Origin of the sequence: Lacticaseibacillus suibinensis (assembly GCF_003946175.1) — a bacterium.
GTDB lineage: Bacteria > Bacillota > Bacilli > Lactobacillales > Lactobacillaceae > Lacticaseibacillus > Lacticaseibacillus suibinensis.
The window spans coordinates 99,059-116,968 of record NZ_RHOK01000002.1 but is presented as its reverse complement, the minus strand read 5'-3'; the positions used below and the strand labels follow the sequence as shown (position 1 = coordinate 116,968).

General features: G+C 55.1%; 20 protein-coding genes. 7 read left to right on the top strand and 13 right to left on the bottom strand.

Features of this window, described 5'->3' with window-relative positions; genetic code table 11:
* Positions 1–55: 55 nt before the first annotated feature.
* The 4 genes from EKM90_RS01600 to EKM90_RS01585 are packed head-to-tail and all read left to right on the top strand — an operon-like array spanning position 56 to position 2,982.
* Entirely contained in the window at positions 56–1,156 is a 1,101-nt protein-coding gene (locus EKM90_RS01600) for a helix-turn-helix domain-containing protein (protein ID WP_125579307.1), read from the top strand.
* Positions 1,149–1,358, top strand: coding sequence for a PLD nuclease N-terminal domain-containing protein (locus tag EKM90_RS01595; RefSeq protein WP_125579306.1), 210 nt, complete (start codon positions 1,149–1,151; stop codon positions 1,356–1,358). Before EKM90_RS01600 ends, EKM90_RS01595 begins: the two co-directional genes overlap by 8 nt.
* Complete coding sequence (locus tag EKM90_RS01590; RefSeq protein ID WP_125579305.1) at positions 1,358–2,224, top strand: ABC transporter ATP-binding protein; 867 nt, start codon at positions 1,358–1,360, stop codon at positions 2,222–2,224. The genes EKM90_RS01595 and EKM90_RS01590 overlap by 1 nt, the downstream gene beginning before the upstream one ends.
* Entirely contained in the window at positions 2,221–2,982 is a 762-nt protein-coding gene (locus EKM90_RS01585) for an ABC transporter permease (protein ID WP_125579304.1), read from the top strand. Before EKM90_RS01590 ends, EKM90_RS01585 begins: the two co-directional genes overlap by 4 nt.
* A 61-nt stretch (positions 2,983–3,043) precedes the next feature.
* Here EKM90_RS01585 and EKM90_RS01580 read toward each other — a convergent pair whose 3' ends face one another.
* Genes EKM90_RS01580 through EKM90_RS01555 form a run of 6 tightly spaced genes read right to left on the bottom strand, consistent with a single transcriptional unit; the run spans position 3,044 to position 8,054 of the window.
* Complete coding sequence (locus tag EKM90_RS01580; protein WP_125579303.1) at positions 3,044–3,688, bottom strand: NAD(P)H-binding protein; 645 nt, start codon at positions 3,686–3,688, stop codon at positions 3,044–3,046.
* A 35-nt stretch (positions 3,689–3,723) separates the two neighbouring features.
* Positions 3,724–4,887, bottom strand: a complete 1,164-nt coding sequence (locus tag EKM90_RS01575; protein WP_125579302.1) for a MalY/PatB family protein — start codon at positions 4,885–4,887, stop codon at positions 3,724–3,726.
* Positions 4,887–5,753, bottom strand: a complete 867-nt coding sequence (locus tag EKM90_RS01570; protein ID WP_125579301.1) for a DUF3737 family protein — start codon at positions 5,751–5,753, stop codon at positions 4,887–4,889. The genes EKM90_RS01575 and EKM90_RS01570 overlap by 1 nt, the downstream gene beginning before the upstream one ends.
* A 50-nt stretch (positions 5,754–5,803) precedes the next feature.
* On the bottom strand, positions 5,804–6,727 hold the full coding sequence (locus EKM90_RS01565; protein ID WP_125579300.1) for an alpha/beta hydrolase: 924 nt from the start codon (positions 6,725–6,727) through the stop codon (positions 5,804–5,806).
* Between the two features lie 12 nt (positions 6,728–6,739).
* The gene (locus EKM90_RS01560) at positions 6,740–7,483 is read right to left on the bottom strand and encodes an SDR family oxidoreductase (protein WP_125579299.1); all 744 of its coding nucleotides are present in this window, start codon (positions 7,481–7,483) and stop codon (positions 6,740–6,742) included.
* Positions 7,476–8,054: a DapH/DapD/GlmU-related protein gene (locus EKM90_RS01555; protein ID WP_125579298.1), complete on the bottom strand. Its 579-nt coding sequence runs from the start codon at positions 8,052–8,054 to the stop codon at positions 7,476–7,478. The genes EKM90_RS01560 and EKM90_RS01555 overlap by 8 nt, the downstream gene beginning before the upstream one ends.
* Positions 8,055–8,158: 104 nt before the next feature.
* Between EKM90_RS01555 and EKM90_RS01550 the strand changes: the two genes are divergently transcribed.
* A complete protein-coding gene (locus EKM90_RS01550; RefSeq protein WP_125579297.1) occupies positions 8,159–9,040 on the top strand; it encodes a LysR family transcriptional regulator in 882 nt (293 codons plus the stop codon).
* Here EKM90_RS01550 and EKM90_RS01545 read toward each other — a convergent pair.
* Entirely contained in the window at positions 9,034–9,885 is an 852-nt protein-coding gene (locus EKM90_RS01545; protein WP_125579296.1) for an aldo/keto reductase, read from the bottom strand. The two genes, EKM90_RS01550 and EKM90_RS01545, sit on opposite strands and share 7 nt — an antisense overlap.
* A gap of 171 nt (positions 9,886–10,056) precedes the next feature.
* On the opposite strand from EKM90_RS01545, the gene EKM90_RS01540 reads away from it, so the two are divergent.
* Positions 10,057–11,163: a low temperature requirement protein A gene (locus EKM90_RS01540; RefSeq protein ID WP_125579295.1), complete on the top strand. Its 1,107-nt coding sequence runs from the start codon at positions 10,057–10,059 to the stop codon at positions 11,161–11,163.
* Between the two features lie 79 nt (positions 11,164–11,242).
* Here EKM90_RS01540 and EKM90_RS01535 read toward each other — a convergent pair whose 3' ends face one another.
* On the bottom strand, positions 11,243–12,496 hold the full coding sequence (locus tag EKM90_RS01535) for a hypothetical protein (RefSeq protein ID WP_125579294.1): 1,254 nt from the start codon (positions 12,494–12,496) through the stop codon (positions 11,243–11,245).
* A gap of 101 nt (positions 12,497–12,597) precedes the next feature.
* Between EKM90_RS01535 and EKM90_RS01530 the strand changes: the two genes are divergently transcribed.
* A complete protein-coding gene (locus EKM90_RS01530) occupies positions 12,598–13,560 on the top strand; it encodes a pentapeptide repeat-containing protein (protein WP_125579293.1) in 963 nt (320 codons plus the stop codon).
* Between the two features lie 56 nt (positions 13,561–13,616).
* Here the strand turns inward: EKM90_RS01530 and EKM90_RS01525 are convergent, their stop codons facing one another.
* The 5 genes from EKM90_RS01525 to EKM90_RS01505 all read right to left on the bottom strand — a co-directional run bounded on the left by EKM90_RS01525 (position 13,617) and on the right by EKM90_RS01505 (position 17,739).
* A complete protein-coding gene (locus EKM90_RS01525; protein ID WP_125579292.1) occupies positions 13,617–13,832 on the bottom strand; it encodes a hypothetical protein in 216 nt (71 codons plus the stop codon).
* Positions 13,833–13,841: 9 nt separating this feature from the next.
* Positions 13,842–14,423 (bottom strand): hypothetical protein, encoded by a 582-nt coding sequence (locus tag EKM90_RS01520; RefSeq protein ID WP_125579291.1) that lies wholly within the window; start codon positions 14,421–14,423, stop codon positions 13,842–13,844.
* A gap of 2 nt (positions 14,424–14,425) precedes the next feature.
* Positions 14,426–15,877, bottom strand: a complete 1,452-nt coding sequence (locus EKM90_RS01515) for an MFS transporter (RefSeq protein ID WP_125579290.1) — start codon at positions 15,875–15,877, stop codon at positions 14,426–14,428.
* A 176-nt stretch (positions 15,878–16,053) separates the two neighbouring features.
* The gene (locus EKM90_RS01510; protein WP_125579289.1) at positions 16,054–16,905 is read right to left on the bottom strand and encodes a Nif3-like dinuclear metal center hexameric protein; all 852 of its coding nucleotides are present in this window, start codon (positions 16,903–16,905) and stop codon (positions 16,054–16,056) included.
* 45 nt (positions 16,906–16,950) lie between these two features.
* The gene (locus EKM90_RS01505) at positions 16,951–17,739 is read right to left on the bottom strand and encodes a MurR/RpiR family transcriptional regulator (protein WP_125579288.1); all 789 of its coding nucleotides are present in this window, start codon (positions 17,737–17,739) and stop codon (positions 16,951–16,953) included.
* Between the last annotated feature and the right edge of the window lie 171 nt (positions 17,740–17,910).

Below are 17,910 nucleotides of genomic sequence, written 5' to 3'. Positions count from 1 at the left end.
GCTCGCTTGGTTCTGGCCCTCTCGTTCGCTACAATGACAGCAGGAGGTGAAGTCCATGCTCAATGTTGGCACCGTCATTTTAGCCCAGCGTAAAGCGGCTGGCCTGACGCAGCAAGCAGTCGCCGATTTTCTCGGTGTGTCCAAGGCGTCAGTTTCGAAGTGGGAAACCGGACAATCGTATCCAGACATCACGTTACTCCCGCTGCTTGCAAGTTTCTTTAACATCACGGTGGATGAGCTTTTGGCGTACTCGGCGCAGCTAGCCGATGCGGAAGTGGCGCAATTATACCGCCAGTTGCAAGCTCGTCTGCTCAAGGAGCCAGCGGCAGTCGTGTATCAGGCCATTGAGGCGACCATTCATCGCTACTATGCTTGCCCCAATCTGGTGCTGAGCATGGGCCTGCTCTTGCTTAACCACAGCGACTTGCTGCCAGGCGATCGGCTTACTTACATTCATGAGGCTCAGGCGTTGTTTGCCCATGTGCCCACTATCACCCAGACGCCTGCTTTGATCGATAAGGCGACCAAGCTGGCGGCGATGTGCGATTTGATGTTGCAACAGCCGCAAGCAGTTTTGGCCAAATTAGGCACCACCGCGCCGGAAGCCATGCCGGCGGATAGCTTGATTGCTGGCGCTTATCAGCAACTGGGACAAATGGATCAGGCCATCGCGACGCTTCAAAGCGGTTTGTATCAAAATGTTGCGGTAATGTTGAGCGGGTTAACTAATTACTTGCAACTGACTATCGCAGCGCCTGCACGCTTCACGGCCACGGTGCAGCGCGGCCAAGCGTTGATTGAGGCCTTTAAGGTGGCCGAGCTCAATCCCATCGTGGCGATTAACTTTTGGAGCAGTGCTGCGGTGGGCTTTGGGGCACTCAACCAGGCAGACCAAGTCGCCAAGCAGTTGCACTTGCTGCTGCCAGTGCTGCAGACCTTGCCGGAACCATTGACCTTGCATGGTGATGCCTATTTTGATCAAATCGATGACTGGCTAGCGGCCACCGAAACCGCCGGTGTGACGCCGCGCAACTCAGGTCATGTGAAAGCGGAAATGGCCCAACTGCTGCTGACGCATCCGGCGCTGCAAGCAATCTTAGCGCAGCCGAGCTTGGCCCCACTGCAGGAACAATTAAAGGAGCTTATTCATGACTGACTTTGAACTCATTAAAGAATACTTACCGTTCCTGATTCCAGCTGTGTTAATCGAGCTGGCACTGGCGATTACTGGCGTGATCAGTGTGCTGCGCCATCCCCATTACCGCTTCGGCAACCGCATTCTGTGGCTACTGTTGGTGATTTTCGTGCAACCGTTTGGACCGTTGCTGTATTTCTTTGCCGGCCGCGAGGTGGAATGATGGATTTACTCACGTTAACCAAGGTCAATAAAGCATTCGGCAGCCAGCAGGTGCTGAAGGGACTCGACTTAGCCGTTCCCCAAGGCGCCATTTACGGCTTTGTCGGGGAAAACGGCGCCGGGAAAACCACCACGATGCGCCTGATTTTGGGCCTGGAGCCACTAGACTCGGGCACCATTACGTTTGCTGGTCAGCCGGTGCGGTTTGGCCAAACTCAAGGCATCGGTTATCTGCCAGATGTGCCGGCTTATTACGGCGATCTCAGCGCCCGCGAGTATTTGACGCTGTGCGGGCGGCTGACTCACACCCCGCACCTGCATGAGCGGGTGGGGGAAATGTTGCACTTGGTCGGCTTGCCGGACACGCGGCGCCGGGTGCACGGCTTTTCTCGCGGTATGAAACAGCGCCTCGGGATTGCCAGCGCGTTGCTGGATCGTCCGGCGATGTTGCTGTGTGATGAGCCGACGTCGGCGCTGGATCCGGCGGGCCGGCGCGAATTTTTGGCGCTGCTGGCCAGTGTGCACAATGAAACGACGATTTTGCTGTCGACGCATATTCTCAGTGATGTGGAGCGGATTTGCGATTACGTGGGGATTTTGCACGCCGGTAAGCTGCAGGTGCAAGGCCCCCTGCAAGCCTTGTTGGCCGCGCATACCCAGCCAGCCACTTGCTTTACGTTTGGCACTGAGACCGAAGCGCAAACGGCTGCCACGCTGTTAGGCGCGGTGGCGAAGGCCGACCAGGTGACGGTGACCGCCGATGCTAGGGCCGCCTTGACGCAACTGCTGGCGCAGCATCTGATGCCCACGGCGTTCAATCCAATCAAAGCCAGCCTGGAGCAGTTGTTCATGGAGGTGATCGCATGAGGGGTTACGCGCTGATCTTGCAAAACGAACTGATTTTAGCTTGGCGCCGGTATCGTCTGGTAGTGCTAGCACTGGTGTTCTTGCTCTTTGGCATCGAAGCCCCACTGGTGGCGAAGCTGACGCCGGCGCTACTGAAATCCATTGGGCAGGGGATGACGATCACCTTGCCTGAACCGACCAGTGTCATGTCGTGGCAACAATACTACAAGAACATGACCCAAATCGGGCTTTTTGTCTTGGCGATTGTCGCTTCTGGAACCGTTAGTCGAGAATTGAATGAAGGTACCTTGGTGATTTTGGTGGCCAAAGGGCTGCGCCGCAATGCCGTGATCATGGCCAAGTACACCATGGCGCTACTGCAGTGGGTGGTGGCGCTACTGCTGGCCTTTGGCGTCACTTACGCTTATACGGCCTACTACTTTCCCGACGAGCTCAGTCCGCATCCCTGGTTAGCGCTGTGGCCGCTGCTTTGGTTTGGCGTGTTGTGGCTGGCCATCATTATCTTGGGCTCGACCCTCAGCAAAAGTGGCTTCACCGGTTTCTTGCTTGGCGCTGGGGTGTATTTGGGCCTGACGCTCCTGAACATGTTCAAAGCCGTGCACCGGTTCAACCCGGTGAGCCTGACCAATGACAACCTGGCGCTGTTGACTGGCACCAAAACCTTCTGGTCGCTGGCACCGGCCTACGCGGTGACGCTAGCTGGCGCCGTGGCGTGCCTAGCTTTGGCCATGCTGGTGCTGAAAAAGCGGCGACTGTGAGAACGCAGTGAACCAAATTAAAGATGCCGTCTTCATCGCAGAAGGCGGCATCTTTTTAGCTTCACAGCCAGGCGGGCTGATCGCCATCGCTGTGGGGTTTGTTCAGGCCGAGGCTATCATGGGGGTACAGGCTCGGGTTTTTGATCAGTTTCACAATGAAGTCGGCGACGCTTTGCCGCGAGACTTCGGTGCCTTTGAACGGTTCGCCGGCGCCGGTGAGTTCATAATCGATTTCATCTTTGTCGGTGAGCCAGGCCGGCCGCAGCTGGGTCGCATTGATCTCAGGCTGCGCGGCGAGCAGTTTGGCGGATTCCCGGAACCCTGGCAAGTAGGCTTTGATCGCTTGCTCGTTCCACTGGCCAAATTGACCAGGCACTTCATGTAAGGCGCCGAGCGCGGAGTAGAAAATCAGCCGCGTGCGCCCAGTGGCTCGCATCGCTGCGATGATGGCTTGGGTGAAGGTGGCGAGCTGGACGCCGCCAAGGTTGGAATAAACCACATCCACATCAGCCATCGCTGCGGTCAAGGCGGACACATCCTGTGCGTTGCCTTCAATTAAGGTCACGCGCGGGTTCGTTTGATAACGGTTGAGCCGGGCGGCGTGGCGTAAGTAAAGCACCAAATCCGCTTGGGTTTCAGCCAGCAAGCGATCAATCACGATTTGGGCGGTGGCGCCGTGTGCGCCGAGAATGAGAATTTTTGACATTGGAGCAGTCCTTTCTTGTTGGCCTGAGGCGTTGTTTATGCTAGCTGATACAGCTTAATGCCTTTAGCCAATCGGTTTAAGCCATCCGCCAACATGGCAGGTGGACAGGCAAAATTAAGCCTCAGGAAATGAGCACCATCACCGCGGTAGACGCTGCCGGCGGAGACAATCAGGCCGGTGGAAGCGCGCAAGGCTGAAGCTAGCTTTTCGGCGTTGGTTGAAATGGCCTGCACATCGAGCCACATCAGATAGGTGGCGGTGCTGTTAATCACTTTGACCTCTGGCAGGTTGGCGGCGATGAAGCGCTTGGCTTGCTCGGCATTAGCCGCCAATTGCCGGCGTAGGGCGCGCAACCAACCGGCACCTTGCGTGTAAGCCGCAATCGTGCCGGGAATGGCCAACAGGTTTGGCTCTGCCACCTCATCGGTATTCAAACCGCGATTGACCTGCGCCCGTAATGCAGGATCTGGCACAATGACGGTGGCGGCGTGGAGGGCGGCAACGTTAAAGGTTTTACTTGGTGAAACCAGCGAGATGGTGTTGTCATGCAGTGGCGCCGGGAGCGAAAACACCGGTGTGTAGTCTGGCCCCTGCCAAACTAGGTCGCCATGAATTTCATCAGCCACCAAAACAACGTGATGGCGCAGGCATAGTGTCGCAATTTTTTCTAGCTCCGCCTGCGACCAGACCTTACCAATGGGATTATGCGGGTTACATAAAATCATCATCGTGGTCAGCGGCGCCGCGAGTTTGGCCTCTAGGTCTGCCCAATCGATGTGATATTGGCCGTCTTGGTCGTGCAAATCGCTGGAGCACACACGACGCCCATTGTTTTCAATGGAGTGGTAGAAAATATCATAGACTGGCGCCTGCACTAAAACATTGTCGCCAACTTGCGTCATCCGGCGCACAATGGCGGATAAAGCGGGGATGACTCCAGTGGCAAAAAGCATCCAATCAGGCGCCGGCTTGGCGTGGTGCATCTCACTGTACCAAGTCGCAACCGCGGCGAAGTAGTCGGATCCTGGCGCTTCGTAGCCAAAAGCCCCAAGTGAAATTTTTTTCTGCATCGCGGTCAAAATGGCTGGAGCCGTGCGGAAATCCATGTCAGCAATCCACATCGGGAGCTCACCGGCTTGAACGGCCCATTTAACTGAATTGGTGGCCCGCCGATCCGGCGCGTGGTCAAAGTCGTACATTAGGCCGACTTCCTTTCTACAATCGGTACCGCAGTGGTGATTTTAGTTTGGCTTGGGTCGATTTTGGTGCGATCAAGAATCAAAGTGTCGATACCATGGGCGCGAATGCGGCCGCTGATGGGGTTTTTAACACTTAAGATATCAGACGTAATCTCCGCATGAATATCACTGCAGTACTCAAAGGCCAAATCTGTGCGTAGCAGCTGGCAATTTTTCATACTTAAATGATCGATGTAACAGAGACCCTGCTGACTTTCGATGGTGCAATTGATCAAGGTCAGATGCTTGGTATTCCAAGCCAGATATTCTCCGGTGATGGTTGAGTCATACAGGGTCACATTTTCGCAGTTCCAGAAGGCATCCTTGGCGATGAAGGTCGAATGGTGCGCTTCGATGTTTTTCGCGCCATCGAAACAGTAATTGCCAATCAGCTTCACCTGGTCGAGATAGATGTTGCTACTATCCTTGCCGAAATAGTCACCATTGATTTGGACGTCTTCAAGGCGGATATCATCGCAGGTCCACATCGTTTCCTCAGCGGCCGCAAATTGGACATGCGCGAGTCGAATCTGACTGCTGCGCCGAAAGAGTTTGGGAGCCTGCAAAGCGCTGTTGGTGATGGTGATGTCATGGGTGTACCAAATCCCAGACCGGGCCATGGTTTCAAAGGCCGTATGATCGGCTTGGATATGACGACTGTACCAAAGCGGATATTTCCATTTGAAAATGGTGTTCGTCAGTTGAATGTTGCGACTTTCCTTCAGCGGCGATTCGCCTTGCCCAAATACCGTGCGGTCGATGCAGGCATCATGTTCGGCAAACAAGGGGCGTTCCCCTTCAAAATAATCATTACTATATTGATTCATAAAGGCCTCCTAAAAAGGCACATCGCAGGTAAACACGATGTGCCAGGTGACTACAGGGCTTCGTCAAAGAAGGCTTGCAGCTTAGCGAATGGAATCTTGGTCGTGTCATCGTAAAGGTCAATGTGATTGGCACCGGGAATGATGACCAGCTGCTTGGGCTCGGCAGCCTCTTCATAAGCACGCTCGGAGAAACCTTTAGAAAAGGCCTGATCCCCGGCAATCAACATGAGCGGACGCGGCGAGATTTCCGCGATTTTGTCCAGCAGGGTAAAGTTCATGAAGGCCATGCTGGAGGTTTCAGTGAAGGTGGTAATGGCGTTCGGGTGCCAGCCGCGACTCGTGAAATAAAAGTCACCGAATTCTCGGAACACAGGATCATCATTTTCATCGGCTAGTGCAGAGCCGCGGGCCCCTAACGCTGGCTGGTCGCTTTCAAAGTCGACGTAACGTTGCTCGGCAATGGCAGCAAGGTGGGCCTGGCGTTCTTCTTTGGTGCCTTCCTGGTGCGCAGCAGCAATGTCAACCATGCTGGCGGTGGCGACGGCTTTGATCCGCGGGTCAACTGCCGTAGCGCTTAAGGCAAAACTGCCACTGCCGCAAATGCCGATCACGCCGATACGCTCGCGGTCAACAAATGGCCGCGTGCCCAGATAGTCAACACTGGCGTGAAAGTCTTCCACAAAAATGTCGGGACTAGAGACGTGCCGCGGGTTCCCGCCAGAAAAACCGTTGAAAGACGGGTCAAAGGCTAACGTCACATAACCGCGTTGGGCCCTTTCCTGGGCGTAAATGCCAGGACCTTGTTCCTTGACGCCGCTGTATGGCGGGCCAACCACCAAGGCAGGAAATTTATGGTCGTTCTTCATGGTTTTAGGCGTGTAGAGGTCAGCTGCCAGTTCGATGCCGTAGCGATTGTGAAAACGCACGGTTTTGCGTGAAACCTTGGGACTGAGTTTGAAAATATAGTTATCCATTTTGAGGACTCCTTACCATGGTTGATCCGTCGGGCCGACGGTGATTTCGTTGACGTTGGTATCTTCAGGCATGTCGATCGCAAAGGCGACGACCTTGGCGATCCGATCCGTGGTAATTTCGTAAGTGTCATAGGTTTGCTGCATCCCAGCGGCGGCGCCCGGATCGGTGATTGTCGCTAGAAGCTCGGTTTTGATGGCAGCGGGATAGATGGTGGCTGTACGAATGTGACTGCCTTCTTGCGCCGCTTCCATACGCAGCACTTCCATCAGGTCGCGCACGGCCCATTTGGTGGCGCCATAAACTGCACCACCGGGATAGGCTTTGAGGCCAGCCACTGAGCTGGTTGCGATGAAGTGGCCGGACTGCTGGGCTTTGAAGATCGGCAGGGCGGCGGCGATACCATTCAAGACACCTTTGAGGTTCACATCGACCATCCGATTCCATTCGTCAACCTTCAGCGCTGAAAGCGGCGAATTCGGCATGAGGCCGGCATTCAAAAACATCACGTCGACGCCGCCAAACGTATCCTTGGCTAATTGCACTAGGTTTTCGTTATCAGCGGGCCGCACAACATCGGTCACTCGGTAAACCGCTTGACCGCCGGTGGCGATAATGTCGTCAGCCAGTGTTTTGAGCTTATCTTCACGCCGTGCGCCTAGCACGACTTTTGCGCCGCGGCTGGCCAATAATTTGGCCGTTTCGGCGCCAATCCCGCTTGAAGCGCCGGTAATGACAACCACTTTATCTTTAATCATGACTGTTCTCCTTGTGAGTTGATTTGACTGGACGAATGACTTGCGCCGGCACACCGGCGACAATCGTGTTAGCCGGGACATCCTTGGTCACCACGGCGCCAGCGCCGACAATCGCATGTTCGCCAATGGTGACGCCAGGTAATACGGTGACGTTGGCGCCCAGCCACGCGCCAGTTTTGATGTGGACCGCTTTGAGGACCAAATCCCGACGCTGCGTGGGGTCTTCACTATGATTGACCGAAATTAAGGTCACCCGCGGTCCGAGCAAGACCCCGTCATCGAGGATAATGCCCCCAAGATCCACGAAGAAGCAGTCACGGTTGATGAAGACATTAGCCCCAATGGTGGTGTGGCGGCCAAAGTCGGTTTGAAACGGTGGATTCAGCACTGAACTCGTTGGCAGGGAATATCCCAAGATGGCGGTTAACTGCTGCCGTCTAGCTTCATCGGTGGTGGCTTGGTTGAGGGCAATCAGCAAGGCACTGGTTTCCGCCACCACGGCGTGGACTGCCGCCGCAGTAGCGCCGCCCCAGCTGACATGGCCGGCGTTAATGAGATGGTCAAAATTCATGGTGTGACCTCCTTTGATAGGTTCAGCATAAGGGCAGGCACGCGTTATGTCTAATACTTAAAAATGATGCTATACTATGCCTATTAGGAATGGAGGGGTCTCAGATGGAACTGCGAGTTTTACGTTACTTTTTGATGGTCGTGAATGAGCGCAACATTTCCCGGGCGGCGGAGCGGCTACATGTGTCACAACCCACGATTTCGCGCCAGCTTAAGGACCTCGAGGATGAGCTGGGCGTGACCTTGTTTGAGCGCGGCAGTCGCAGCATTGAGCTGACCGCGGCAGGAGAATACTTTGCCAATCAGGCCCGCCAGATCGTCGTGTTGGCAGATAAGACCATGGCCAATGTGAACCAGACCCAGGAAGTCACCGGTGAGATTATGATTGGGAGTGCTGAGGCGCCGATGATGGTCACCATTGGTCAGGCGATTAGCCAACTCGGACAAACCGCGCCCAAGGTGCAAGTCGGCATTTACAGCACGGATGCTAATGAGGTCAAGCAACGATTGCATGCAGGGGTGTTTGACTTCGGGGTGGTGATGGAGCCGACCAACAAAGATGATAGTGACTTTCTTAATTTACCCGGGACGACCGCTTGGGGCGTTTTGGTCCGTGAAGATTCACCGCTGGCGCAAAAAGCGGCGGTTACCGCTGCGGAGTTAGCCAATCAGCGGATCATTATGTCGCAGCAGCATGGCAGCATCAGCTACCTGACCGATTGGTTGGGGACCAGCGAGCTGCAGCTGAATGTGGTTGCAACGTACAATTTGCTTTACAACGCCTCCATCATGGTCGAGGCGGGGGTCGGTATTGCCCTTTGTTTAGATGGCATCATCAACACCGCGGATTCAACTTTGCGGTTCGTGCCTCTGACGCCGCGACTAGAAGCCAAGGCAAGTTTGATTTGGCCCAAAACCACGCCGCAGTCACCTGCGGCCAGCGCGTTTTTGGGTGCGTTGCGGGCGCTTTTGCCAAGTGATTACTGAACAAAGGTGATGTGATGCAGGCGGTAGGCTTCGCGGCAGCTGGCGACATCCAGAATGAGTGGCTGACCAGTATCGAGTTGGTTAATTTTTTCCATATCACTGGCGTTTAAGGCAAAATCATCGATGGTGAAGTTCTGCCGGATGCGGGCGAGATGTACGGATTTGGGAATCGCCACCACGCCGGACTGCTCTAACCACCGTAACGTGACTTGGGCCGCGGTTTTGCTGTACTGCGCCCCAATCGCGGTCATAGTTGGATCAGTAAAAAGTTGATGCTGACCTTCAGCAAACGGTGCCCAGGCCATGGGCGTGATGCGGTATTTGGCCATGAGTGTGCGCAAGGCGCGCCGCTGGGAAAAGGGATGCAGTTCGATTTGGTTGACGGCAGGGACCGTGTCGAAACTGGCCATCAAATCGACTAGCCGGTCAGGCAGAAAATTGCAGACCCCAAGCGCGCGAATTTTGCCGGCGCGGTAAAGTTCCTGCATCGCCCGCCAGCTACCGTAGTAGTCCCCATAGGGCATGTGAATAAGGTAAAGATCGAGATAATCGGTTTGTAGGTTTGCCAGCGTCTTTTGAAAAGACGCCAGTGTCTGCTCGTAGCCGTTGGTTTGAATCCAGACTTTGCTTGAAATAAAAATCTCGGTGCGCGGAATGCCCGATTTGGCGATGGCTTTGCCAACCGCGGCTTCGTTGCCATAGCAGGCGGCGGTGTCGATGAGCCGATAGCCGGTTTGCAGCGCATCGAGGACGCTTTGCTCACACTGGGCTGGATCATCGATTTGGAATACGCCGTAGCCGAGTTGGGGCATCTTAATCCCGTTGTTGAGTTGAATGGTTTTCATGCTATCCCTCCGTTATCTCTTCGGCATTAGCTTACGGAACAGTTGGTAGAATGTCTAATGCCTATATCGACTATACGCACATAACGGATAGGTATAGGGCGAACCCCTTAACGGTCAGGTGAGGGGCTAAAATATGGGTGGTATGCTGGCTCAAAACTGAGGAGGCCGCACATGAGCAAACCCGTTTCGATGATTGAATTATTTTATGATCTGGTTTTCGTCTACATGATTTCTAAAGCGACGGGGCTCTTGCACCAGCTCGACCACGGCGTGATTGCGCCGCTGGCCCTAGGGCTGTTTGCCTTCGTGGTGATTGTGTTTATCAATTCTTGGATGGTGCAAACGGTGTTCGTCAATCGCTTCGGAGCATCGTCTTGGACCGATATTGGCTTTATGTTCGGCGACATGATGATCGTGCTCTACATGGCCAATAGCTTTTCGTCAGCGCTTGATGCCAATTTACGGCCGTTTTTCATGGCGGCGGGGCTGTTGTCGTTGACGCTGTGCCTGCAGTACTTACTGGTGTGGCAGCGCACCACCAGCCGTGATGATCGCGCCATTGCCCAAGCCTTCAGTGGCATCCTAGGGGTGCGGACCCTGAGCCTCCTCGGGGCCGGCTTTTTGCCGCTGCGCGCGGGCCTCTGGCTGGCGGCAATCGGCGTGCTCGTCAGTTGGGTGGCCCCGGCCTTTACGGGCAAATTGACCAGTAAGCACCCGATTATTTTCTCGCATCTGTTGGAACGGGTGACCGAGCTGTCGATTGTGCTGTTTGGAGAGACCATTGTCGGGATTGCCGGTTATTTCACACGCCAGACCTTTTCCGTGGTGTCGGTGCTGATTTTTCTGATCGTGGCGAGCTTGTTTTTCACTTATATCGCCGTGTTTGATCACTTGGTCGACGAAAAAAAAGCCGGCGAAACCGGCAACTTGTTGATTTATCTGCACTATCCCATTATTTTCGGCATCAGTATGGTGACGGTTGCGCTCCGCGACATCACCGCGCCGACCGTCAACCGCGCTTTCGCCATTACCTTCCTTTATGCCGGGATTGGGCTGATGTATCTGGGCTTGTGGTTGGCGCGGCATTACCAGCAGGCCCGCTATCAGACCAACCAAACCAGCTATGCGGTCATCGCCGGCTTGCTCGTCGTCGCTTATAGCCTGACATTGCTTTTGGCCCAGCCACTGGCGACAGTGGTGGTGACGGTGGTTGCGACCCTTGCTGCCGCGGCGCTATTGGTGCGACTGATTGACCTGGATGGGCACCAGGCGGCATAGGCGGTCGGCCTGGTGACAGCAAAAAGCCATTCCCATGATGGCTAGGGAATGGCTGATTGAAGCTGGCGCCCGCGAATTTCTAACGTGTTGCAAAGACGGGTGCTTGTTGCCAAATTTGATAGGCTAAAGTCTGCGTACTATCCTCAAAGGCCTTCAAGGCGGCCTGAATACTGCTTTGATAAGCCGCCGGAAAGTCGTGCTGCGCGGCAAAGGCGGCCAGCGACGTTAACAGCGCTACCCCCGCTTTCTGACATTCTGAAGGCGCGTGCGGGTCTTCTAAGGCCACGCGGTCATTGAGCTGGCGCGCCGCAGCTAAATTTGCCGCCAGCGTTTCAGCGTTTAGCCGCGGCTGGTAGGCAAAATACAACGCCAGGCTTTGCACCAAGCGCAGCTGATCGGCAGTGACGCCGAGCGGAGTGAAGGGATTGAGATCAAAGCCGCGCAGCTCGAGATGTGAGATGCCTGCCTCCAGCAGATGCTCAGGGTTTTTATTGGCACCGCTTTTCAGCCGGACCGGTTCGTAATATTGCCCTGCCTTCATCAGCTGGCCGGCTTCAATCGCTACTTGGATGCGCGCGACGTAGCGAGGGACCGAGGCGTAATCACCCGCGATGTTGCGGGGAAAGCCGAAGCGGCTGTTGCGGAGGCTGCGGACTGGCAACGGTGGGGTTTCCTCAGTAAAATAACCCGTCAGTGCGGCTGGAGTGGCCCCGAACAGATAGGTGAAGACCCAGTGATGCAACATGAAATACTGGGCGAGGTGGACATAAAGAGCGTCGGCGTCGACGAAAGCAGTTTCGGCTAAGATGAAGGACAGCGCTGCGGGTTGAAAGCTAAAGTTGATGTGCACCCCAGTGTTCATCAGGCGTGGCAGCGGGTAAAGGCGGCTTAATTGTTGGCGGTAAGGGTAAGAATGCTCGGGGTAGGGCGAAATCAAAGCGGGCGAGACCTGGGGCAGTAGCGGCGGACAGCTGTACGGCCACAGGCAGTCTTCGGCTGGCAGCTGCTCCGCCACCGCCTGAATGATGGCCGTGCCATGCCGGATGTTTTGGGCAACTTTGGGGGTGGCAGGCAGCGTGAATTCCAGTTGCGCGGTGAAAAATTCCCGCGTGACAAAATGGCTCAAAGCTGGCTCTAAGTCATCAGGAAATGGCGCAGCGCTGAGCAGACTTTGGGGGGTTACCCGCATTTTCTCGACTTCAAGGCCAACGTTGACGGCTTCGGCAACGATTTGACCGAGGGTTAGGCAGGGCGTGGTCATCAAAAACACCTCGCTTTGATTGGGATTAGCGTCACTGGTAAGCTGAAGCAATTTGCGAAGGGTTTTTGCCATTCGCCTAGTACTGCCTTTATTGTGCCGCGAATCAGTGGTATAAGTGAAATAATTAGCCCAGCAACTGCGCCGAGTGGCATCGGCCCCAAGGAGGTGCAACGATGAAGACCACTGACAACCAACGCGCCGCAGCGCTGAAGATCTACGCCACCACCATTCAAAACTGCCAGCGCATGCAGCCGAAGTTTGCTCCAGGCACGGCGCAGGCCACGCTGCTGGTCAATCGCATTGCCGCCTTGCAAGTCGTCAGCGCCTTGGTCAGCGGGCAAGTACCGTCGCTGGCCCAAATGAAAACCAGTGTGGCGCCGATTCAATCCATCATTCATAAAACCACCGTCGCCCGGGCCAAGTATGCCCCGGAAACGGCGATGTACCGGCGACTCACGCCGATGATTGCCGCGATGACGCTGGGCTTGGCGGCTTTACATACCGCTTTGGCCCAGCCCAAACTAACCAAGGAGCTGCTGCCGATGATTGAACACCAAACCCTAAGCCTAGACGCCGCGGTAGAAGGGGAAACCTATGATCACTGCCGGCTGACTGTGTCGCAACATGAGCTGAAACTGGCTGGCGTGACCTTCATCAACTGCCAGTTTGAGCAAACCGATTTTCGCGGCGGCGAGTGGCTGGATTGTACGATTAAGGGGAGTCAATTCCTGAATGCCGATTTCGCCGAAAGTGTAATGTATCGCTGCCAGTTCAGTGGCTGTCAGCTGATGGGGGCCGATTTTACCCGCAGCGTCTGGCATCAGGTGACCGTCACCGACTGTCAGGCCAGTTATCTGATTTTAGCCGAAAGCAAACTGAAAGGCGTCAGCTTCCAAGAAACCCAACTGACGGAAAGTAGCTTTCAAGCAGTTAAACTGCTTAAACCGGGGCTCACTGTTGCTGGCGGCGAGCTGACCGGCGCTGACTTCACCGGAACCCCGCTGAAGTTCGTTAATCTCAGCAAATCGCGGTTTGACAGTCTGCTGTTCACACCGAGTTTACTGCGCGGTCTGAAACTCAACCAATGGCAAGCCGCCACCATTGCCGCCAGTCTGGGCATTGACGTGGTCGACTGATGCTTTTGAATCAGAAAACGCCGAATCGCTGCTGACGACTCGGCGTTTTGCTGTCCCTAAGTGAGCTGATCATTGAGCCGGTCGAGCTGGCGCTGCAAGGCTTCGATTTGCGCCTGGGTTTCGTCAATCGCGGTTTGCACCTCTTCCAAGGTGTCGCCGCTGGCGCTGAAACCCTTGTACGCGGCAGTGACGTAATCTACTTCTTCTAAGCGATTAAGGCGGTCATTGGCAGCGCCTAGGGCCGCAATCACTTGATCCATTGTTTTGGCCATGGAGAGCACCTACGCGAGTGCGGCCGGCGCGGCTGGCTGCGGGCCTTGGCCTTCACGCGCCAGCACCCAGTCATCATAGTTCCACTCCTCGGTTGCGCGCCGGCTGCGCATATAATCCCACATGGATTCGCGCTCCATTTCGACCACTTGGCCCCCAGCGCCCACTGAGACCCAGTTATAGCTACCATTGCGATGGGCAAACTTGACCCACCACACCGGAATGTCAATGCGCTGGTCAGCGACTTCGAAATACCGGGTGAGGCGGTCAGTCCGCATGTAGTCCAACCCCGCCGCATAGCGCGGATCCAGTGCTTGCCACACCTGCATGGCGATTTGCCGAGCAGCGGCTTGGGTGGGCAACGGCGCACTGCTGGTGGCGGTAAAAGCATTGAAGCTCAGCAAGCGGTCATCGGCGCCCCACACCAGCGTCACATGCGGGCCGAACCATTGTACTGGCCGCTGCTGCTGATAGCGATCAACCCGCACCGCTTCGCCATTGCGCGAACGCGGCTCGCTGGTGATGCGCGTGAAGTCTTCCGGAATGGTCAAAAGTGGTTGCATTTTGCCTAAAACAGTCACCGTGGTTGCCATGGTTATAACCTCCTTGAACGAAACCTTGCTTCAAACAATGAAAATAAATCGGGTTGGTTGGCGTTGCGCCGCGGCGCGTGCCCGCTTTTGAGGAGCCTGCGATTGAGCCACCAGCCGCCGAGCAAAATGACGGCCGCCAGCGCATAAGCGAGATGCTGCGCCGTGAGCAGGCGGCTAACTGGTTGGCCTAGCGCTGTGGTCAGCGGTTGGCGTGCCAGTGCCCCCAGGCTGCCGTAAAAGCTGGTACTGGCCAAACTCACGCCTAGTACCAGCCCAACCTCGCGCAGCAACGCCGTCAGTGCTCCGGCCGCCCCGCGCTGCGCAGGTGTGACTTCCCGCATCAAAAAGGCGCTATTGGCGGTGCCAAAGACGCTGGTGCCAATGGCCATGACCACAGAGACCAGCAAAAACGCCAAGGGTTCGAATTGCCCAGTCAGCAGCACTAACCCTAAAGCGCTCACCAGCAGTAAAAGCAGGCCATTTTGCATCACGCGCGGCTGCGACCAGCGATCGGCAGCCATGCCCGCCAAGGGATTAGCCACAATCGCCACCAGCGGCCCAGCCATCAACACCGCGCCGGTGGCCGCAGGGGAGAGCCCAACAACGACTTGCAGATAAATCGGCCCGAGTAAGGTGAAATAATAGGCGGCCACAAAGGTCGTAAACGCCGCCGCCAAAGGCCAACCGAACGCTGGGGTCTTGAGCAAAGCCAGGTTCAAAAGCGGGTGCGGGCGGTGCTGTTCCCACCTTACTAGCAGCCACAACAGCCCACCACTGAGCGCTAGGCCTAGCAGCGCCAGTCCTGGCTGCGTCAAACTACTAGCGGTGCTGACGTAAAAGACGATTGCCAGCGCCATCAAGAGCCCGGTGCCGCCCCAGTCGAGATGCAATCGCTGGCGGGAAGCGGTGCGCGGAAACCAAAGCACCGCCGCCACCAAGCATAAGCCGCCAATGGGTAAGTTCAGCCAAAACAGGTACCGCCAGTCCCAGTGGGTCAACACCAGCCCGCCGAGCCCCGGGCCGGCCAGCCCACCGAGCGAAATAAAAATACTTTCGATGCCAAACGCGCGGCCAAGCTGTTGCGGTGGGAACCAATCTGCCACTAGCGCATAACTATTGGCCATGGTCAGGCTGGCGCCGACCCCTTGAAGCACTCGGCCGCCAAGCACCCAGCTCAGCTGCGCGCCGGCGCCCGTTAACCAAGAGCCAACCAGAAACGCCAACGTACCCAGCATAAAGCAGCGCTCGCGGCCCCATTGTGCGCCCAGTTGGCCGAATGGTAGCAGTAGCGCGCTGATTGTGACCAGGTAGATGCTGATCACCAACCCCACGCGCTCGGTGCCTACCGCTAGCCCATGCGCCATGGCAGGAATCGCAATGGTCACGATACTGCCATCAACAATCACCATGAAGAAAAACACGCCCAGAATCATCAAGTTCAGCCAGCGTCGCATGACTCGCCTCCTTTTACCGCTCAGGGGATGACCTGAGCAGGTGAAAGTAGATTAGCACCAAAAAAATTTGCTCGCTAACAAAAAGACTTATGCGTTGGCTGTGAAAGACAGTCACCGCATAAGTCTTTTTTAGTGAGGAGGTTAAGGTGCTAGAGTGGTCGTTTAATCGTGCATCATTATGCTTTGATGTAGTGGTACATATCCCCAGACTGAACAAACGAGACTGGAATTTCGCTGCCGATAATATTTGGCAGGTAGGTGGCTAGATAAGCCATGCCGGGTTCTTCGACATTAAAGTGACCGACCGCCACAATCGCCTTGTTTTGACCATTGAGGCTGGCATCTTGGATGTATTCGCTCAAGGTAAAATCAATCAGTTCCAAGGACATGAAAAGATCGTATTGATCCTTTTCGGCTTTGGTAATGTAACCTTTAGCGTCACCAAAGACGTGGGTAGGGACGGCGATTTTTTGCACAGGCGTAGCGGGCTCGCCAATAATTCGCGCCCCGTTCAGATGTAGGCTTGTAATCAGATGCTCGGCCACTGCTTGGGCAGTGGTGGCGGCAGGCAATTCAAAAGCCGTCAGTACATCAGCGTCATTGAGAATATAGTTTTCCCAGCCGAGTTGTTTGGCCAGACCATAGAAAATGCCATCAACGTAAGTGCCATCAGCCAGCGGAATTCCTGAATGCATGTGATCGTGGTCACGCCAAACAACGATATGATTTTCCTTAAGCAAGGCCACTTTGGCCGCGTAGGTTTGGTTGTGCGTTTCCTCCAGCCAGCCGGTGTGATCACCATGATTCCAAAACAAGGCTTCGTGGCAAATAATCAGGTTTGCCCCTTGCGCAGCTGCTTGCCGAATCACCGCGAGTGAGGCCCAGCAGGTCGTGACGACGCCGGTGCAGGGTTGGTCTGGGTCGCCAAATAAGACTTGATCACGCGTGGTCGCGGGATCAATCACTTCACCATGCCAAACCCCACGATGATAGGCCTTCACTTGCGCAATCACTTGTTCTATTTTCATTCATTGAAACTCCTTTCCGAATCTGGCGTGAACCACTTGCTAGCATTAGGCGTTAGGGTAGACATCACTGTAGTAGCGGGTGAGGCAACTGACTAAGACGTCAAACACCGGCCGCGAGTCGATGTAGCGAATCCCCTTGGCATCGGTATCCAGACTGTGCACCATTGGCAGAACCAACTGAATGTCAGCTTTTTGGAGCACCGGGGCGTTAGGATTCATCGTTACGAGGGCGAACGTGATGTCTTTTTTGCTCGCTCGTTTAAAAATATTCGCATAGGTGTCAACAGCAGCCGAGGACGAGAAGATGATAATCAGATCGTCTGATTGCATCAATGGTGGTAGGCGTTCAATCAAGATGCCATCGGTGACAGTGGAAATGAACAAGCCGCGACCCAGCATCAGATATTTGAGATGTTCAGCTGCTAACCCGGAGTGACCTAAGCCGACTGCCAAGATGCGATGCTTGCCGTGCAATGCCGTCGCTAACTGGGCGACAGCGTTTTCCACTTCTGGGGTGATCATTTGCTCGAAGGCCCCGATGAAAGATTGAATGAGACTCGCCATTTCGGGGGCTTGCTGGGCTTTTTTTGATGGGGTGATGCGATGCTCCGTCAGATAGTTTTTGGTCTGAAAGGCCAGCTCGCTATATCCCGATAACCCCAGCCGCTTCGCTAGCCGGACCAGCGTCGTGGCTGAAACGCCGTATGCTTGGGCTGCTTCTTTTATGGGCTGCTCCGCCACAATTTGCATGTCAGCCATGATGGCATCAGCCGCGGCACGCTCGGATTTGGTTATATTTGCGTAGTAGAGCTCGATCTGTCTGATGATGTCCATCTTATGGCCTCCACGTTTCAACTTTGAACAGTATCCGGAATATTTTCCGCGCCTTCAGTTTAGCACTTCCCTAATCGCAAGTGGGCTCCATAAGGCAAATTTGGATTGCCTACGTCAGTTAGTGTAATCCTAAAATGAAAAATATTCCATAAAAAAATAATACTTGAAAAA

Bases quoted from the DNA above. Each gene is read 5' to 3' on its own strand.
- EKM90_RS01600 (WP_125579307.1), top strand. From the start codon at position 56: ATGCTCAATGTTGGCACCGTCATTTTAGCCCAGCGTAAAGCGGCTGGC.
- EKM90_RS01595 (WP_125579306.1), top strand. From the start codon at position 1,149: ATGACTGACTTTGAACTCATTAAAGAATACTTACCGTTCCTGATTCCA.
- EKM90_RS01590 (WP_125579305.1), top strand. From the start codon at position 1,358: ATGGATTTACTCACGTTAACCAAGGTCAATAAAGCATTCGGCAGCCAG.
- EKM90_RS01585 (WP_125579304.1), top strand. From the start codon at position 2,221: ATGAGGGGTTACGCGCTGATCTTGCAAAACGAACTGATTTTAGCTTGG.
- EKM90_RS01580 (WP_125579303.1), bottom strand. From the start codon at position 3,688: ATGTCAAAAATTCTCATTCTCGGCGCACACGGCGCCACCGCCCAAATC.
- EKM90_RS01575 (WP_125579302.1), bottom strand. From the start codon at position 4,887: ATGTACGACTTTGACCACGCGCCGGATCGGCGGGCCACCAATTCAGTT.
- EKM90_RS01570 (WP_125579301.1), bottom strand. From the start codon at position 5,753: ATGAATCAATATAGTAATGATTATTTTGAAGGGGAACGCCCCTTGTTT.
- EKM90_RS01565 (WP_125579300.1), bottom strand. From the start codon at position 6,727: ATGGATAACTATATTTTCAAACTCAGTCCCAAGGTTTCACGCAAAACC.
- EKM90_RS01560 (WP_125579299.1), bottom strand. From the start codon at position 7,483: ATGATTAAAGATAAAGTGGTTGTCATTACCGGCGCTTCAAGCGGGATT.
- EKM90_RS01555 (WP_125579298.1), bottom strand. From the start codon at position 8,054: ATGAATTTTGACCATCTCATTAACGCCGGCCATGTCAGCTGGGGCGGC.
- EKM90_RS01550 (WP_125579297.1), top strand. From the start codon at position 8,159: ATGGAACTGCGAGTTTTACGTTACTTTTTGATGGTCGTGAATGAGCGC.
- EKM90_RS01545 (WP_125579296.1), bottom strand. From the start codon at position 9,885: ATGAAAACCATTCAACTCAACAACGGGATTAAGATGCCCCAACTCGGC.
- EKM90_RS01540 (WP_125579295.1), top strand. From the start codon at position 10,057: ATGAGCAAACCCGTTTCGATGATTGAATTATTTTATGATCTGGTTTTC.
- EKM90_RS01535 (WP_125579294.1), bottom strand. From the start codon at position 12,496: ATGGCAAAAACCCTTCGCAAATTGCTTCAGCTTACCAGTGACGCTAAT.
- EKM90_RS01530 (WP_125579293.1), top strand. From the start codon at position 12,598: ATGAAGACCACTGACAACCAACGCGCCGCAGCGCTGAAGATCTACGCC.
- EKM90_RS01525 (WP_125579292.1), bottom strand. From the start codon at position 13,832: ATGGCCAAAACAATGGATCAAGTGATTGCGGCCCTAGGCGCTGCCAAT.
- EKM90_RS01520 (WP_125579291.1), bottom strand. From the start codon at position 14,423: ATGGCAACCACGGTGACTGTTTTAGGCAAAATGCAACCACTTTTGACC.
- EKM90_RS01515 (WP_125579290.1), bottom strand. From the start codon at position 15,877: ATGCGACGCTGGCTGAACTTGATGATTCTGGGCGTGTTTTTCTTCATG.
- EKM90_RS01510 (WP_125579289.1), bottom strand. From the start codon at position 16,905: ATGAAAATAGAACAAGTGATTGCGCAAGTGAAGGCCTATCATCGTGGG.
- EKM90_RS01505 (WP_125579288.1), bottom strand. From the start codon at position 17,739: ATGGACATCATCAGACAGATCGAGCTCTACTACGCAAATATAACCAAA.